Genomic DNA, 17,936 nt, shown 5'->3' with positions numbered 1-17,936 from the left:
GGATGTTGTTTCTCGTTTGTACTTTTGTTACTAGCAGGGGGGAATTGTAATGCTGAATTTATATGTCGCACAAAGCAGCGCTTCAAGTCGGAAGGCTCGTGCATGGTTGAAGAGCCATCACATTGATTTTAAGGAACGAAATATCAATTCCAACCCTCTAAACGCTGATGAGGTAAAACAAATATTACGTTTAACCGAAAATGGTAGTGAAGACATTATTTCGACAAGGTCTAACATTTACAAGAAGTTGAACTTAGACCTCGATAATTTAACGGTTTCACAGTTAGTTGATCTTGTCGTCAAGTATCCTGATTTGATTAAACGTCCAATTATATTTGACGATCATCGTCTTGAGGTTGGATTTAACGAAGAAGAGATCAGAAGATTTCTTCCACGAAGTGTTCGTGAAGCAGAACTTCGTGAACTAGAATCACAAATTAGTTAAGTTATAAAAATAACAAAACAGTTATACGGATCAATTGAGAAGTTTGGGCGGATAGTCGCTCAAACTTCTTTTTTAGTTTGTGAAATCAGCTGAGATCCATACTCTCGCAAGGAAAGAAAATTATCGATAACTTTGGATCATTCCGAATTTATCCGTAACAACATTAAATTCCACTAAGAACTGCTTATGATTTTCCCATGATGTAACCGCCGGCGGCTAATCCAAGTGTTGTGTTTCACGAGAGTCCCGCTTAAAATTAAGGAGATAAACAAAGGAGACGGACAAATTGATTAAAATGGTGGCACTTGATTTAGACGGAACTTTATTGACGAGCGACAAAACAATCTCAAAAGGCAATGAGCAAGCGCTGAAAGCCATTCATGACGATGGTGTAAAGGTTGTGCTGTGTACCGGCCGGCCAATCAACGCAATCTGGCGGTTTATTGAGCAGCTCGGTTTAACTGAAGAAGCAGATTATACAATAACTTTTAACGGTGCGCTAGTCGTGCATAATAACGATAAGGCAGAACTTGCCAAGAGTGGCATTCAAAAGGCTGATTTAGTCCCACTCCACGACTTTGTAAAAAATCAGGGTGCACCACTGGATATTTTGGACTTTGAGCAGGTATATCCAATGACTGATCTTAAGCCTTCAATGTACAAGCAACAATTTAAAGGCAACATTGACTTTGTGCCGCGATCATTTGACGATTTAAGCACTGATGACGAGTATTCCAAAGCAATTGTGAGTGATCAACCCGAGTTGTTGGACAAATACCAAAGTAACATCGACGACGATTTACGGGCAAAGTACCATATTGTTCGTTCACAACCTCAAATCATGGAATTTCTGGCATCCGGGATGGATAAAGTCGTCGGCTTGGAGGCGCTTTTGAAGCACTTTGGCATGGACTTTAGTAATTTGATGGCTTTTGGTGATGCTGAAAATGACTTGGGCATGATTAAAAATGCTGAGATTGGCGTCGTGATGGAAAACGGCCAGCAACCAGTCAAAGAAGCGGGTGACGTGATTACCGGCAACAATGATGAGGACGGCGTCGCTCAATTCGTCAACAAGTACTTTGGCTGAGACATTGGCGCTCGGGTTCAATTGAAAATATGAAGTGGATAAATATGGCGCTCATCGCAAGGAAAATGTTTAAGTTTCCTTCGATGGGCTTCTTTATGATGCGGGCATGTACTAAAATAAGGATATAAATGATGGATTGGGGGAAACAGTATGAAACAAAGACGAAATATCATCACGATGATTGTAGCGGCAGTTTTCTCGTTCGGGCTCATGTCGGGTTTGAGTCCGGTACAAAACGCTGACGCCAAACAGTCAGTCAAAGTTGTCCGGGTTAAGAAAGTTGCGTCAAAGCCGTATCGGGCAACTAAAGGTTACATGTATAATTCACCAAAATTAACCAAGAAGATCCACAACTTAAAGAATTACAAGCACACAACGTTTTATTCCAAGAAGCGGGTGACAATCAAAACCGCAAAGAATAAAACAGCTTACTATACTTATGTGACAACCAAAAATGGCAAGATTAAGGGTTACGTTTATTCAAAATACTTAGAGCTGTATCAACCAACCAAAATCACAATTACGGGGATGCCAAGCACCCCATCTGACAGCACCACTCCGGTTAAGACAACCCCGAGTGTGATTTCCAAGAGTAGTTTGGAGTCGATGATTGCGGCGGCACCTGATTTGGATCCGGCGGGGTCACTGCTGAATCTGACGTCGGCCGACTATTCAACTTATCGTTCCATATTTGATCATAATTTTAACGTAGGCGACTACGCTGACGACAGTGTCTTTAACAAAGACCAGGCATCGATTTACGTTGCCTCTTCAGAGTTGGTTCCGTATGTCCAAAAGGCAATCGATAAATGGAATGCCGCCCTTGGGACAACCGTGTTCACACTTGGTACCAGAGGAAATCACAGTTTGTTACTGAAGTTTGGTAATGGTCAGTCAGAGGGCTGGGACGGGGTCTTTGATGGCGATAGCGTTCAAGTTGACTATCTGGATTTCCATGATTCAACGTACCCATATGGGTCGATGCCATTGTCATCGTCACAAACAGTTTCAATTAAACTTTCCACCGATGACAGCAGTGCCGATGATTCAGCAACCGGGATGGCTTCAAGTCGGGTTCAAACCAAGTCTGGCAGTCATCGTGACGCAAGTGCCCACTATCTGACAACCACTGTCACGGGGACACCGAGTCAATTGCTTGAAAATTACTGGGTCGGCGTGATTACCCATGAGCTCGGTCACGCACTGGGCTTGGACCACACACCTTATTTCCAAGACATTATGGCAGCGCCTGCAAGTACTGAGGATGGGTCAAGCCAAGAGAATGCCAAATATAACTGGACCGACTACAAAGACAGCGATGGTGTTCAGGGAGGCGCGTTGACGGCAACCTTGAGTCAGCGAGACATTGATCGGGCCAAATTGACGAAATTATTGGGTTACTGGTAAAAATTCTTAATGTTTAGGATTTGGCTGGGTTGGCTCCGCCTGCCACTCGAACCGGATACTGCGTGGTCTGGGGTGGTCATCGGCTCCGCCTACCGCAGTGACCTTGATTTCGAGCCTGTAGTCTCGAAATACAAGGATGTTGGCAAGCCAACATTTCCACTGCGGTTGGCAATGCCAATGACCACCCCAGAAGTCAGCTAAACAGTCAAGCTGCCAAGGATAACCCTTTTAAAGTAGCCTGATTTGGCTGGGTTGGCATTGCCAGCCATAGTGTTAGTGTTGTTTCACCGCAAGAAGCGGTGATTACAACACCTTCGGATTTCAAGACTACAGGCTTGAAATCGAAGCCACTATGGCAGGCGGAGCCAACCCAGCCAAATCCACACGACCTATAAATTTAGCGTAAAACGAAAAAACTTCCAAACCAGTTCAATCCGGTTTGGAAGTTTTTGTGTGGTGGAAATTCAAGTTTAGTGTTTGCTGAACAAGCCCGTAAGGTGTTCCATGAATGCTTTCAAGTAGGCGTCAACATCCGCATTAACGGCAACTTTGACGTTTGTATTTGGATCATCCAGGCGAGCTGGATCACCAGTTGTTCGGCCGTAGTATTTTTCGTCGGTAGTGACGTACATGTTCAAGCCGATTGTTTGAACAAAATCAGGATTAATCGCCACACCAACCGCAAATGGATCGTGAAGTGCGCAACCGTGGAGATCCGGGCTGGTCACTTCATAGGCCTTGATGTAGTAATCAACGATGTCGGCGAACGCTTCACCTGACTTGGTGTGCAGGTCACGCCACTGTTGGGTTTCTTTGTAAGTTAAGAGGGTTCTCAAAGTAACGTCCAGGCCAACTTGTGTCAGTGGGGCTTTTCTAAAGACGTGGTCAGCGGCCGTGGCATCCTGTTGAATGTTGGCTTCTGCAACGTTGGTGACGTTGCCGGGAACGGTGACGGCACCACCCATGATGGTAATGTTGCCGATTTCTTTGGTAATTTCAGGGGCTTTTTGAATGGCAGCGTCCAAATTGGTCAGTGGACCAGTTGGAACCAAAATTAAGTCCTTACCATATTTCTTAACCGCATCAATGAAGAAGTCGATTGCGTCGCCTGTTTCCGGTTGTCGTTTTGGATCGGGAAGTTGAACATCACCGATGCCGTTTTCGCCGTGAATTTGGGCACTAACCGGCATCCGGTCGAAGTGATCGGATTCAGATGAGTGAGACAATCCTTGATAAACAGGGACGTCTGTTGCTCCCAGAAGTTCCAGAATCTTCAGTGAGTTTTGAACACCATCTTCAACGTAAACATTACCGTAGGAACCGATAATGCCAATTAAGTCAACATCGGGATCGGCGACCGCGTAAGCAATTGCCATTGCGTCATCAATACCGGTATCAAGGTCAAGAATCATTTTTTTCTGAGCCATTAAGAACTACCTCCGTTTGTGTATTATCAAGGATGAAAACCCTTTACCTAATCATAACCGAATTTGATTTGAAACTCAATTCGCCATCTAACTTGAAACCAATTAATTTGTAAGTTACGCTTATTGGTATCAACCATAGGAGTGAATGATGAAAAGTAGTTTACAAAATTTACATCGAAATATTTTCTCACTGGTATGGACCGGTGTTCGTCGAAATTACGATAATTTGGACGATAACATTGCCAAACACTTGGGAGAAACAGACGCCAATCATCCGGTTGAAATTCATTTATCGCGGATGTTTTCCGAGGTGTTTAAACGACACAGTAGAGACGAAGCGGATCGGTTGTTCATCGTCGGGACCAAGAGCACGACGCCCAGCCTGCAAAAGGTGTCCAGTCGACCCGTGACACCGTGGTTTTTTAGTCGGGTATTTCTCGTGTTGGCGGTGAGCTTTGTGATGCTGATGGCGTTGTTGTTCGTCTTCAAAAGCAACAAGGTCATTCCAGGACTCATTTTTATCGGCTCACTGACGGTGCCACTGTCTCTTTTGATGATGTTTTTTGAGATTAACGTCTATCAAAATATTTCGATTCGGCAGACAATGGTTATCTTTTTAGTGGGGGGTATATTGTCGCTGATTGTGACGATGACGTTTTATATGATTCTGCCAATTCGGACCGAAATTAGTATTGAGTCGGCGTTAATTGTTGGAATTGTTGAAGAGCTGGCAAAGTGTGTTGTCATTATTTTATTTATCAATTCCTATAAGACAAATTATATTTTTAATGGTGTTTTGATTGGCGCCTGCATTGGTGCCGGCTTCTCGGTTTTTGAAAGTTCCGGGTACGTTAGCGAGTATGGACTGGCGACGATTTTTACCCGTAGTTTTCAAGCCATCGGGACCCACACCATTTGGGCGGCAATTATTGGCGGGGCAGTGATTCTGGGCAAGGCCAGAAAGAAGCCGTTTACAGCCAAGGATTTCGTTACCAAACCAAAGTTTTACGTGTTCTTATTAATCGCAATTTGCCTGCATACTTTTTGGGATTGGGATATTCCAGACACTGGAATCGGCGTTTCGCTATTCCAAGAATTCATTGACATTGTCATCGGCTGGTTCTTGATTTTTGTCATGATTGACGCCGGTCTGCGGGAAGTTAAGACACTTCAGGGACAACAAATTATCATTCATCGAAGTAAAAGAAAAAAGTTAGTTAATAAACGTTAGGAGATATCATGACAGATAATTCATTTTACGACATCACAATTATTGGTGGCGGGCCGGCCGGAATGTTTGCCGGCTTTTACGCTGGTTTGCGAAATGCCAAGACCCAGCTAATCGAGAGCTTGGCTGAACTTGGTGGTCAGGTTACCGCATTATACCCTGAAAAGACCATATTAGACGTCGGGGGGTATCCCACGATCAAAGCCAGAACATTAGTCGATGAACTCGAAAAACAGCTCACAGGCGCTGATACGGCCGTTAAATTAAATCAGACGGTGATTGATGTCGAACAAATCGACGGCGGCTACCAGATCACAACTAATCAGGAAGTGACCAAAACCAAGGCGATTATCATTGCAACCGGCGTTGGCGCCTTTAATCCTCGGAAGCTTGCGGTGGACAATAGTGACGATTTTGAAGGTAAAAGCCTGTTTTATAGCGTCAAGCACTTGGAGCAGTTCCGTGACCAAACGGTGTTGGTTGCCGGCGGCGGGGATTCGGCGATTGATGAGGCATTGCTTCTTCACGGTGTCGCAAAAAAGGTCTACTTATTGCATCGCCGTGACAAATTCCGCGCTTTGGAACACAACGTTGAACGCTTAATTCAATCGACTATTGAACCGGTTACGCCCTATCTTATCAAGGGGTTGACCCAGTTGGATAATGGGCAGGTCGAAGTTGAAGCCAAGAAAATGAAGACTGAAGATGTCAAAAAGCTGGTGGTTGATAAAATTGTCGTCAACTATGGATTCATTGCCCAAGACGATGCCCTAAACAAGTGGCAGGCTCACCCCGAAATCAATCGGGGGACAATTGAAGCGCAGCCGAGTGGACGGACGGAGTTAGCCAACGTCTTTGCCATCGGTGACGTGTCAACGTATGACGGCAAACAACCATTAATTGCGACCGCCTTTGGGGAGGCCCCAATGGCGATTAACACGATTATGAAGAATTTATACCCAGATCGAAGGGGCCCAATCCACAGTACGTCAATTAAACATTAATCAGAGTGTGGGACAAATAGCTGCTACTTTGCGTACAATTCAGCTGGGAGCATTCAGACTCAAAAAGCGGTCGAAGCAAAACGTTTAGTTTTGACTCGACCGCTCTTTTTGTCTGAAAATTCTGTATTACCGATCCAAATTATACTGTTTCAATGCCGCGCCAGTTCGAGACCGTGGTTCATTTTGCGAGGCTTTAGGCAATCCTGAATAGAGAATCTCACCGCCGTAAATACCAGCGTCCGGACCGACATCAATCAGCCAATCCGCTTGACTGATAACAGCCAAATTGTGTTCGACGATGATCAGCGTGTTGCCGGCAGCGACTAATTCATCAAATAGCTTGATGAGCTTTGCAACGTCTTTCATGTGCAGGCCGGCAGTCGGTTCATCCAACAGGTAAATGGTTCCGGTTTGATTAAGCTGAACAGCCAATTTCAATCGCTGGCGTTCACCGCCGGATAACGTTGTCAGTGGCTGGCCAAGAGTAAGGTAATCCAAACCAACTTTTTGCATGTTGACGAGCTTGTCGTAGATTTTTGGTGTGTCGGCAAAGAAGTCAATTGCCGATTCAATTGGCAAGTTGAGCACCTCACTGATGTTTTTCCCGTGATACAAATGACTCAATGCCTCGTCGTTGTACCGCTTACCGTCACACATTTCGCATTTTTGAACCACCGGATCCATGAACGCCATGTTGGTAATCGTGACGCCCTTACCTTTACAGCGCGGACAAGCGCCCTTGCCGTTGTAACTAAATAGGCTGGTAGACGCACCGGATACCTGGGCAAAAATCTTTCTGATGTCATCCAAGATATCCAAATAAGTGACAGGCGTCGAGCGGATATTGGTACCAATTGCTCCCTGAGCGAGATCGATGTAAGGTTCGTGCAGTCTCGGGCGCAACGCATCAACCAATGAACTTTTACCAGACCCGGCAACCCCGGAAATGACCGTTTCGACGCCTAAGGGGATGTTGACGGTGACATCTTTTAAGTTATGGGTCGTGACATGGTTCAGTTGAATTGTTTGATCAAATTTTCTTGGCGTGCGGTAGGCCAGGGGCCGCTTGAGATAACGGCCAGTCATCGTGTCCGAATTTAGCAATTGTTCGTAGGTCCCGGTAAACGTGACTTGACCGCCGGCGCGACCAGCCTGTGGCCCGATTTCAACAACGTAGTCGGCGATCGGGATTAACTCGGGATTGTGTTCGACGACCATGATGGTGTTGCCCTTATTTTTGAGGTTAATCAAGGCGTTTTTGATTAATTGAATGTCGTGGGGATGCAGGCCGACGCTGGGTTCATCCAAAATGTAGACCATGTCCACCAAGGCACTGGTCAAGAATTTAGCAATCTTGATTCGCTGAGTTTCGCCACCGGAAAGCGTTTCGGTACTTCTGTCCAAGGTTAAATAACCCAATCCAATGTCGATTAAAGATTGAATCTTGGTCGCAACCTCCCGGATAACATCGGTCACCAACGGGACGTTGATTTCATGGAGAAATTTTAAGGCATGAACCAAGTCCATTGAAAGTAAATCGGCGATGTTTTTGCCGTTGATCTTACATCCCAAGACTTCTGGCCGCAAACGCGTTCCGTGACAGGCTGGGCAGGGCCTTCGGGTGACGATTTTGTCGATGGCTTCTTTATGGTGCTGGGCTTCGCGTTTACCGATAATGGAGCGGCGAATTCTGGGGATCACGCCCTCATATAAGGCGGTTCTCGGCCACTTTTCCGGCGCGTCCTTTAATTGATGCTGGGGTGCATAAAGCAGTGTCTGCATTTCTTCTTCGGTGTAATCTTTAAGGGGCTTATCATTGTCAAACAAGCCGCTATAAGCGTAACGGCGCCAACGCCATGTGTTGGGACCAAAACTGACAAAGGTAATCGCCCCTTCATTTAGTGACTTTTCGGGGTCGATCAACGCCTTTGCGTCAATATCATCAACGTAGCCGAGCCCTTGGCACTTTTGGCACATTCCTTGTGGCAGATTGAATGAAAAGGTATCGGAGTAGCCGACAAATGGGGTTCCTGCCCGCGAGAACAATAGCCGCAGTAGTGAATAAATGCCGGTATAAGTGGCAAGTGTCGACCTGGCATTTTTGCCGATCCGCTTTTGTTCAATCACAATTGCAACGGGCAGGTGGGCAATTTCTTTGACGTGGGGTTGGCCATATTTTGGTAAATATTGCTGGGTAAAGCTGGGGAAGGTTTCGTTTAATTCCCGTCTGGATGCCGCAGCGATGGTATCAAAAACCAATGATGATTTCCCCGAACCGGAGAGTCCTGCAAACACCGTGATGGCGTATTTAGGAATCCTTAAATCAACGTATTTTAAATTATTCTGGTAAGCGTCATGCACTTCGATGGCACCATGTTCAAACATATAAATCAACGACCTCCTGACTTTTTCTTATGGGAACGATTTGGGGCGGGCTTTTGCTGGCCCTGTTCTTTCTTAAGTTCTTTTTGCATCTGGTTGACCTGCCGTGAGAGGTGGTTAACCTGCTTGGCCAATTCTTTAAGCGCTTCGGTTTGATCCACGTGGGTGTCTTGTGATGTGAAGAAATCCGTAATTGTGGAAGTCAGTAAACCAATAAAACCAATTCCGCCGAGCATGAGGACGGCCGAAATAATTTTACCGCCATCCGTTTTCGGAGTGATGTCCCCGTACCCGACGGTGGTGGCGGTCGAAATTGCCCACCAGAGCGAATTCTGAAGTGAATCGTGCTCGAACGAAGCAAAGATCAATGAACTAAAGATCAAAATGACCAAACTGATTGACAACAGGTAAATAAAACCAGTGTCGTATAAAAATTTGTGCAGCGCATTGGTAAACTTTCCCGACAGACCAAACCGCCACAGTAGGTTATAGTACCTGACGATGGTGTAAATACGCGCGATCCGGAAAAATATGAAAATCGGGTGCGACGGGATGAGGGCAATCAGGTCAAACAAATTCGAGATCAAGAAATCTTTTTTTGATTTGGCACGTTTAAATCGAACTAAATAATCAATCAGGAAAAAGAGCCATATGAGTGTGAAGACAACTCGGTATGGCCCTTGGCTGAGGGTGATCTTAGTGACCAGTGCCAGAATCGCCAGGACAAACGAGACCAAGGCCAATGAGACGACCAAGATGTTGTAAAGTAAAATTCTTAATTTCATAGAATCTCGTTTCATGACTGATCTGCCCCCTAGCGACTGCTGTCAGTATTGTTTGCGTCTGGATTGGTAATCTTGATTCGACTGCTGTCGGTGGTCTTATGATGGATTTCAGGCGCGTCTGTGAAGTACTCTTTCCAAGTGGACTTATCGCCATTTTCGGAATAGATACTGGTTGATTTCTTGCCTAAACGTTTTTCAATCCGCTTTTCTTTTTGATAAAGGTCGGCGTAATTGTACTTTCGGGGATCAACTGCTTCAAACCCCTTTGGATGGTAGAAACGAAGCAGGTTCTTTTCGTTCAGTGAATCTGACAGCGATAATTCGGTGTTGACCCGTTTCTTATCCTTTTTAACCTGAGCCTGTTGACGTTTGGTTAATTTCAACAGTTGACCGGTCTCATTGGAATAGATATCGCCGCTAATTGACGTGAAGGCCGGGCTGACCCAATCCTGATTACGGAAGGCTACGACTTGATCATGTTGTTTGGATAAAATGTCGGTGCCAAACTGGACGTAGCGTTTCGAGCTAATTCCCAGCAGGTGCATCAAGGTTGGCAAGACGTCAATTTCGCCGGCATATTTGTTGGAAATAAAGCCGTTCTTCTTACCCGGGATGTTGATGATGAGCGGTACCCGCTGCAATTGCGCGTTGTCAAAGTCGTCCCAATCGTCGGGATTTTTGCCTAAAGCCTTGGCCAAGCTGGTGTTTTCCGAGTTGGAAATCCCGTAATGGTCCCCATACAAGAGGATAACCGAGTGCTTCAATAAGCCGGTCTTTTTCATGTAGTTATAGAATTCGTGAACCGCCTGATCGAGGTAGTGAGCTGTCAGGAAGTAATTATCGACAACTTTATCTTGCGTATTGGTGGTCTTGAAATTGGTATCTTCTTTGTCCAAATCATACGGGAAATGGTTGGTTACGGTGATGTACTTCACGTAAAATGGCTGTTGGAGATTTTGCAGGTACTTGACCGAGTCTCTAAATAACAGCTTATCCTTCAAGCCATAGCCCAACGAGCGGTCGCCGGTGGTGTTGTAATAACTGGCGTCAAAGAAGTATTGGTAGCCCATATTTTTATAAACGTTATTCCGGTTCCAGAAGCTGGCAATGTTTCCGTGGAAAACGGCGCTGGTGTAGCCACGGCGTTGATTCAAAATAGCTGGTGCGGCTTGGAAGGTGTTGTCGCTGCCGAGTTGGGCAAATAAGGATCCCTGTGGTAGACCATAAGTGCTGGTTTCCAACATGTTTTCGGCATCAGAAGTTTTTCCCTGGCCGACTTGATGGAAGAAGTTTCTAAATGAATAAGAGGACTTGCTCTTATAAAGCTTATTTAAGAACGGTGTCACTTCTTGACCGTTTATTTTTTTACCAATCAAAAATTGCTGGAAGCTTTCCAAATGGATGACGATAACGTTCTTTCCCTTGGCAATTCCGTAATATTTTTTGTTTGGCTTGGCATAGTGACTGCGCGTAAATTTGAGCACATCGTTGAGTTCCGACTTGGTGGCGGTAGCGCGCAGGTCGTTATTGTGCTGGGATTTCAAGCCATCATAGACGGTAAATGCGTCCAGCCCAAGGTATTTGACGATGTAAGTCCGATCAAATGTCCGGGTGAGCAACTGTGGTCGATCCATTTCGGCCAGCGATAGATTGACAACGAAAAATAAGACCGAAAATGACGTTACGGCCAAGCCGATCCGTTTATTTAATGGTCGATGATCAATTTTAATTTTTTTGAAGACGATTAAGCCAATGATGACGATCAAATCAATCCAATACAGGATGTCATGGATGTTAGTCAGCGCGAGCGAGCTGCCGCTCAAACCTTGGTTGACTTTGGAGTAGCCAGTCATGGTACTGACGGTCATAAAATCGGTGAACTCACGGAAATAAATGACGTTTAAGTAAAGTAAAACGGTGTTTAAAATGGCAATTAGCAGCGCGATTGGATAAAAGAAACGGCTTTTCTTGAAGTAAAGCGCAATGCTCAGTAGTAAAGTGGTGGTGGCCAATGGGTTAATCAAGACAATGAAGAATTGAAACGGGTTGGTGATTCCGAGCCCAAGGTCGACAAAATAGGCCAGCATTGTTTTGGCCCAAAAGCAGACGATTAAAAGAACGATGAAACCCTTGCGTGTACTACATTTTTCAAGGGCCCAATTAATATATTTCAAAACGGTTTGCTCCTTAAAAGAATTACTTGTTTTATCTTATCAAATAATTTCTCAGAAAAAAGAAAAATCAAGCGATTTTGCCCAAATCTTAAATTGATTTTGCCTGAACGTGGGCCCAAAAAATTGTTATACTTTAACTATTAAGGGTAAAGGATGTGTCAACATGAGTAAATTTACTTTGTACATGGTTCGTCACGGACAGACCTATTTCAACATCTATAACAAGCTTCAGGGTTGGAGTAATTCGCCTTTGACCGAAAAGGGAATCCAAAATGCGGTCGATACGGGTGAAAAGCTGAAGGACACAAAATTTGTGGCTGCGTACTGCAGTGATACAACTCGAGCTGAACAGACTGCTCAAACAATTTTAGATAAGAATAACGCTTCTGACATTGAAAAACCAATCACAGCCAAATTTTTCCGTGAAGAGTTTTATGGATACTTTGAAGGAAATGATATGAACCAGGCGTGGTATTTGGCCGGCGCACCACATGGCTTGCCAACTTTTGGGGATATTGTGGCGAAATACTCGATTGGCAAGGCCAAAGATTACCTAAAGGAAGCCGATCCATTTCACCAAGCAGAAAATAACGAGGAGTATTGGCAACGGATGGATCAAGGATTTGATTTGATCAAAAGTAATCCCAAGATCAAAGATGGCGATAACGTCTTATTGATCAGCCATGGAAATACACTGCTAAGCGTTGTTGAACGATATGGAAAGGGCAAGTACGACGTAACGGAACGCCCGGCAAACGGCAGTGTGACAAAGCTGGAAATTGACGGCGACAAGGTGGAGGTCGTGGGGTTTAATGAGTAGAGTGCGTAACGAGCCGGTTAGCTTTTGAGCATTAGTTTAACAACCACCTTCAACGCTGGTTTTGCGTTGAAGGTGGTTGTTGGACTAAGCGGAAAAAGCTGGCTCGTGTAGCACGTTTTTCAGCCAGGTAGCCCAACAAGCATGGAAATCGAGTTTGATTTCTCCACTAGTTGGCTTAGGTGCAAGTTGCTGCTCTGTAAAGCACGTTTTCAGCCATCATTTAACGATACTAAAAGTAGGCGGATATGAGTTTTGGAAATTAAACAAACAGATCAATTAGATACCATTTATCAAGATGCGAGAACCATTCGCCACCACGTCTTTGTTGAGGAACAGGGGATTGATGAAAGCGATGAGTTTGACGGCACCGATTCTGACGCGATTCATTTTGTCGCATACGTTGATGGGACACCGGTTGCGACGGCCCGGACGACCGTAACTGAAGCCGGTATTCATATTCAGCGAGTCGCAACGGAGAAGGCCTACCGGAACCAGGGATATGCGAAACAATTGCTGGCGTATCTGCTGGCATCCCCCATGTTTCAAGATGCTCCAATGTTTTATCTTGGGGCACAGAAGACCGCAATTGGGTTTTATCAGCGGCTGGGGTTTGAACAATATGGTGAACCGTTCACGGAAGTTGGAATTCCGCATGTCAATATGAGGAAGGTTGTCGTTAAGCAAAATTAGTTTGATGCAACAATGCGGGTTGAAACTTTTAAAATATTAGATAAATGGTTAAGCAGTTAGACTGATGCGGATTGCATGATGCTAGCTGCTTTTTTGATTGGTGTGATTGACGACCGTAAACAAAGTGCAACGTGACCGGGTCTCGTCACACTAAACGTGTTCCGACGCAACTGACACTGCGATCTAAGCCACTTTGATTCAAATCCAGTATCAAGATTTGAATCAAAGCGGCCTTAGCTCTCCGACGGCTGTGAAACCGCCTAGCCTACCCGGCATGTCAAACCGTTGCTCGTCACACTAAATGTGCTACGCAAACCAGCTTCGTCCGCTTAGTGCAACACCCGCCTTCAACGCAAACCCAGCGTTAAAGGCGGGTGTTACACTAATGCTCCGAAGCTAACCGGTTTGCTCCGCACTCTCTACTTTTTTCTTGACAAATTTTCATTTTGAAACAGAATAGTGATAATAATACAGTCGGACCCCACTTGCCTTGGGGTTTCGGAGAGGGACTGAGACCGTGATGAATCGATTACTAGCTATCTCAACACGCTTTTACAAAAGCCGAGTGACGCGGATTGTTCGCGATACGCTGAGTATTTTGTTTCCAATCATGTTACTCGGAAGCTTTGCCGAAGTTTTGAAATTTGCATTTTTGTCCCCAAGTGGGTTTATCGCGACACTTTTTTCAGTCACTAAATGGTTGCCGTTCGTCCATCCGTTATCCCAATTGGCGGGGGTCATTTCCCGTTGTACGATCGACATGATCGGCATATACGGAGCGTATGGCGCCGCATATTCTACCGTTAAGGAATACGGAAAAAAATCAGCCGCGGTTGCTGGGGCTGTGGGCATTTTGTCCTTTCTCATGATTTCGTACCAAACCGGCAGTCGCGGTCGATTGGTATTTAACCCGACCTTAATGGGCCAGGGGCTGTTAATCGCATTAATTGTCGGTTATGTATGCGGTCGGGTGATTGTCACCTTTGAACGAAATCAGTTGTCGGGGCCGTATCAGGTCATTCGACCATTGCTTATCATTTTGCTCCTATCGGTCCTCGCCAACTTATTCATCAGCTTCCTTAGAAGTCCTCAGGTTCAAACGTTTATCTTCTCCATTACACCCCATCCAGTTCAGGGAAATGCTTTTCCGTATGTCATCGGAATGGGGCTTTTAACTGACTTGTTGTCGTGGCTGGCGATTGGGGGCCCATATACGGCCAGTCCAACGTTTACAGATCCGCCCGCGCTGGCCAATCTTAATCACGCATTGAAAGCCGGAACTGCCTATAACGCCCCATTCAAGTACACGGCCACAACACTTTTTCACAGTTTTGCGAACTTTGGTGGCAATGGGGTCATTCTTGCCTTGATCATCGCAATTTTTATCTTTTCTAAACGAAAGAAGTTTTTGACTGTTGCCCGCTGGTCGACTTTTCCTGCCATTTTTAACAATAATTATGCCATGATGCTTGGTGTGCCCATTCTTTACAACCCCATCTTATTGATTCCGTTTTTGCTGGCGCCCTTGGTGAACATGTGCGTGGTAGCGCTGTTCTTAGCATTAAATTGGATTCCAGCGGCAGTCTATCCGGTACCGTCGGGGACACCGGGACCTCTGATTGGGTTTATTGGGACCAACGGCAACTGGCTGGTACTTGTTCTGGGAATCGTGTTAATTGCCATTGATGTCCTGCTGTATGCACCATTTGTTAAATTGTATGACCGATTGAACGAAAACGCGGGTGATAAGCATGAAACGACGGACTAAATTATGGTTAGTAACAGCAATCGTCGCGATTATGACGGTTGGTCTGATTTTTGTCTCCCTTCAGTGGTCGCATAAAAACGTTGCTGCTTTAACCCGACGGCATAACTCGCAACTGTCCCCGGTTATCATGATTCCTGGAAGTTCAGCCACCGAGAATCGGTTTGACGGGTTGGTAAAGGAGCTTAACAAAAATCAGCGCAATCCTCACAGTCTGCTGAAAATTAGGGTAACCAATAAGGATAAACTGCAATTCAGCGGCCGAATTCGCCCTGGCGACAAGGAGCCGTTTATCGTGGTTGGCTTTCAAAATAACCGTGATGGTTATTCCAACATTAAGCAACAAGCACGTCAATTTAACATTGCCTTCAAGGAATTGGATAAGCGATTTGATTTTAATAATTTCAAAGCATTTGGTCATTCAAATGGGGGCCTGATCTTCACTGACTTCCTTGAAAATTATTTTGCCGACTACAAAGATCAAATCAAAATTACCAAGTTGATGACGATTGGCTCTCCGTTTAATTTTGATGAACAATCAATCCAAAATAAAACGCAGATGCTGTCCGACTTCATAAAGAATCGAAAGAAGCTGCCGACCAACCTGAGCGTTTATTCGGTCGCAGGGACTCAAAATTACACCTCTGACGGTATTGTGCCGGTGGTAAGTGTGATGGCGAGTCGCTATGTTTTTCAGGGTCAGGTGAAGCATTTTACAACGATCACGGTATCGGGAACTGATGCGCAACACTCGGATCTGCCACAAAACGACCAGATTGTGCGGTTAATCAAACAATATCTGTTAACGCATCACAAGCCGCGCCGTCCGGAATAAAATGAACCGCCAAGTGAGTCTCGGCTGTTATTGATTGTTCTTGGATCTGACAAAGATCATTCTTCGTATTTGCTTCCAAACCCAGTGAATCATGATGGCCGATGCAAATGACAGAACCCAGGTACCGAGATAAACCAGGATGATGCCAATTAGGGGCTTATTTGTGGTCAAAGCACGGCCAAAGGTCAGCCACAGCAGCTGGTTCCAAAAGACATTTGAAAGAAACGCCGGGTAAGCATAGTTGGCCATGAAGTGAATCGTTTGAGCAATCTGGGGACGGTTGGTAAGTTGGGTGGCAGCAAATGCGGCAATGAGAAAAATAATACTTAAATCGTAGACGGTCATTGATGGCTTATAGTAGGGCGCATTGATGACTTGAATCGGCAGTGAATATGACAGCAACTCCCAATTAATCCAGACGAACGACGCACCAGCAATTATGAGAATCACCCAGTGCCACTTGTGCAAAAAGCGGGTGGTGATGTGGCGGTACTGCCACGCAAGGACGCCTAAGACGCCATACATCAGAAAGCTGATAAACAGCCGATCCAACAGATACCAATCCTGCATGTGAGGGCCGTGAAAAACTTGGCGATCGTAAAAGGCCAACCAGGCAATCTGAATGAGGCTGACTGTGATCAGTACCAAGATGCCCCGAAAACGATTTTGACCACACCAACGGGCGAGCCACCAAAACGCCGGCATTAAAATGATGAACTGTAGCATCATCGAGTTGTACCAGAGATGAGGCGCCGCGTTTCCGTTAATAAATTGCCAAGCAAACGTTTGTAAGTCATGGTAGCGATGGACTTGTTGGACCCAGGGCATGACCAACAAGTAAATAGTTGTCCAAGCAATCGTTGGAATGAATAGTGCGTGCCACATTTGGATGAGGTAGGTGCGATATGTCAGGTTAGAGTCGACAGCGATTCGGGTAGTGGTGTACAGAATTCCGGCTATGAAAGCTGGAGCAGTAAATTTTGTCAGATCGTAAAAGATACCAATTCCAATTTGAGCAGACGGACTTGGATGGGTTTGCAGGGCTTCGACAAGGATGATTTGAAGCATTACCGCCGTGCACGCGAATACTTTTAGATAATCACCAATATCAGCGGCCAAAGGTGACTTGGCTTCATATTTCATGGTGGAACTCCTTTCGTAGGGTATTATTACTTCCAATATACGCAAAAAGAGGCTGGAATCAAATCGATTCCAGCCTCTTTAGGTGATAGTTATTTGAATTGTCGTTATATGTGTTTAGATATTAATCGTCGGTATCATTATCGCTGTCAAAGTTAACAACGTGAGCAGAACCAACGTAGTTCCACCATGGTGCTTTAACTGTTTCAGTAATCACACCGCGGTTTTGAGCATCGATCATCTTACCATTGCCGATGTATAAACCAACGTGAGAAATTGATGCGGCATTCCAACCAAAGAAGACCAAGTCGCCTTTTTGTAAGTTCTTGTATGAAACCTTTTGGCCTGCGTTATATTGTGCTTGAGCAGTCCGTGGTAGCGTGACGCTGGCAGCTTTCTTATAAACGTAGCTGGTAAAGCCGGAGCAATCAAATGCTGAAGGACCGGTAGCACCATATACATAAGGCTTACCAAGGTTTTGCTTAGCAACTTTATATACTGCTGAATATGAAACGTCTGTGTCAGCGGCTTTTGATGCTTGAGCATCTTCAAAACCGGCGAATGACAATGTGAAAAGTGCAACTAAGGTTAATAATATTTTTGTATGTAATTTCATCTTTTATCAACAACTCCCTATCAAATGTACAACCCTAACTTTACCAATGAATTGTTGCAGTCGTGTAACAAACTATTTGCAATGCAGTTAAAAGTCATATGTCAGCTGAAACATTCGTCATGGTGCAT

Annotated in this window: 16 protein-coding genes; 10 read left to right on the top strand and 6 right to left on the bottom strand. The window is 45.1% G+C overall.

Annotated elements, in window-relative coordinates:
• The first annotated feature begins 49 nt into the window (after window positions 1-49).
• The 4 genes from spx to FC51_RS05370 all read left to right on the top strand — a co-directional run bounded on the left by spx (window position 50) and on the right by FC51_RS05370 (window position 3,143).
• On the top strand, window positions 50-445 hold the full coding sequence (gene spx, locus FC51_RS05385) for a transcriptional regulator Spx (RefSeq protein ID WP_013727307.1): 396 nt from the start codon (window positions 50-52) through the stop codon (window positions 443-445).
• 295 nt (window positions 446-740) lie between these two features.
• Complete coding sequence (locus FC51_RS05380) at window positions 741-1,535, top strand: Cof-type HAD-IIB family hydrolase (protein WP_057910055.1); 795 nt, start codon at window positions 741-743, stop codon at window positions 1,533-1,535.
• Between the two features lie 150 nt (window positions 1,536-1,685).
• Window positions 1,686-2,942: a M57 family metalloprotease gene (locus FC51_RS05375; protein ID WP_057909987.1), complete on the top strand. Its 1,257-nt coding sequence runs from the start codon at window positions 1,686-1,688 to the stop codon at window positions 2,940-2,942.
• Between the two features lie 9 nt (window positions 2,943-2,951).
• Entirely contained in the window at window positions 2,952-3,143 is a 192-nt protein-coding gene (locus FC51_RS05370) for a hypothetical protein (RefSeq protein WP_057909986.1), read from the top strand.
• A 269-nt stretch (window positions 3,144-3,412) separates the two neighbouring features.
• Here the strand turns inward: FC51_RS05370 and FC51_RS05365 are convergent, their stop codons facing one another.
• A complete protein-coding gene (locus FC51_RS05365) occupies window positions 3,413-4,369 on the bottom strand; it encodes a nucleoside hydrolase (protein ID WP_057909985.1) in 957 nt (318 codons plus the stop codon).
• A gap of 148 nt (window positions 4,370-4,517) precedes the next feature.
• On the opposite strand from FC51_RS05365, the gene FC51_RS05360 reads away from it, so the two are divergent.
• Window positions 4,518-5,600, top strand: coding sequence for a PrsW family intramembrane metalloprotease (locus tag FC51_RS05360; protein ID WP_057911216.1), 1,083 nt, complete (start codon window positions 4,518-4,520; stop codon window positions 5,598-5,600).
• Window positions 5,601-5,608: 8 nt separating this feature from the next.
• Window positions 5,609-6,601 carry an NAD(P)/FAD-dependent oxidoreductase gene (locus tag FC51_RS05355; protein ID WP_057909983.1) on the top strand — a complete coding sequence of 331 codons (993 nt, stop codon included), beginning with the start codon at window positions 5,609-5,611 and terminating at the stop codon, window positions 6,599-6,601.
• Between the two features lie 126 nt (window positions 6,602-6,727).
• Here FC51_RS05355 and FC51_RS05350 read toward each other — a convergent pair whose 3' ends face one another.
• Genes FC51_RS05350 through FC51_RS05340 form a run of 3 tightly spaced genes read right to left on the bottom strand, consistent with a single transcriptional unit; the run spans window position 6,728 to window position 11,942 of the window.
• Window positions 6,728-8,986, bottom strand: a complete 2,259-nt coding sequence (locus tag FC51_RS05350) for an ATP-binding cassette domain-containing protein (protein ID WP_057909982.1) — start codon at window positions 8,984-8,986, stop codon at window positions 6,728-6,730.
• Between the two features lie 5 nt (window positions 8,987-8,991).
• A complete protein-coding gene (locus tag FC51_RS05345; RefSeq protein ID WP_057909981.1) occupies window positions 8,992-9,783 on the bottom strand; it encodes an ion channel in 792 nt (263 codons plus the stop codon).
• Between the two features lie 14 nt (window positions 9,784-9,797).
• Window positions 9,798-11,942, bottom strand: coding sequence for an LTA synthase family protein (locus FC51_RS05340; protein ID WP_057909980.1), 2,145 nt, complete (start codon window positions 11,940-11,942; stop codon window positions 9,798-9,800).
• A 163-nt stretch (window positions 11,943-12,105) separates the two neighbouring features.
• Between FC51_RS05340 and FC51_RS05335 the strand changes: the two genes are divergently transcribed.
• The 4 genes from FC51_RS05335 to FC51_RS05320 all read left to right on the top strand — a co-directional run bounded on the left by FC51_RS05335 (window position 12,106) and on the right by FC51_RS05320 (window position 16,052).
• Window positions 12,106-12,762: a histidine phosphatase family protein gene (locus FC51_RS05335; RefSeq protein WP_057911215.1), complete on the top strand. Its 657-nt coding sequence runs from the start codon at window positions 12,106-12,108 to the stop codon at window positions 12,760-12,762.
• A 252-nt stretch (window positions 12,763-13,014) separates the two neighbouring features.
• On the top strand, window positions 13,015-13,452 hold the full coding sequence (locus FC51_RS05330; protein WP_057909978.1) for a GNAT family N-acetyltransferase: 438 nt from the start codon (window positions 13,015-13,017) through the stop codon (window positions 13,450-13,452).
• Between the two features lie 520 nt (window positions 13,453-13,972).
• Entirely contained in the window at window positions 13,973-15,220 is a 1,248-nt protein-coding gene (locus FC51_RS05325) for a PTS transporter subunit EIIC (RefSeq protein WP_057909977.1), read from the top strand.
• Window positions 15,204-16,052: an alpha/beta hydrolase gene (locus FC51_RS05320; RefSeq protein WP_057909976.1), complete on the top strand. Its 849-nt coding sequence runs from the start codon at window positions 15,204-15,206 to the stop codon at window positions 16,050-16,052. The genes FC51_RS05325 and FC51_RS05320 overlap by 17 nt, the downstream gene beginning before the upstream one ends.
• Before the next feature lie 27 nt (window positions 16,053-16,079).
• Here the strand turns inward: FC51_RS05320 and FC51_RS05315 are convergent, their stop codons facing one another.
• Window positions 16,080-17,195, bottom strand: a complete 1,116-nt coding sequence (locus FC51_RS05315; RefSeq protein WP_057909975.1) for an acyltransferase family protein — start codon at window positions 17,193-17,195, stop codon at window positions 16,080-16,082.
• Between the two features lie 121 nt (window positions 17,196-17,316).
• Window positions 17,317-17,808 (bottom strand): C40 family peptidase, encoded by a 492-nt coding sequence (locus FC51_RS05310; protein WP_057909974.1) that lies wholly within the window; start codon window positions 17,806-17,808, stop codon window positions 17,317-17,319.
• Window positions 17,809-17,936: the final 128 nt, after the last annotated feature.

It is taken from the genome of Lentilactobacillus parabuchneri DSM 5707 = NBRC 107865 (assembly GCF_001435315.1).
Taxonomy (GTDB): domain Bacteria; phylum Bacillota; class Bacilli; order Lactobacillales; family Lactobacillaceae; genus Lentilactobacillus; species Lentilactobacillus parabuchneri.
The sequence above is the reverse complement of the archived record's forward strand: the minus strand, read 5'-3'. Positions and strand labels throughout refer to the sequence as shown.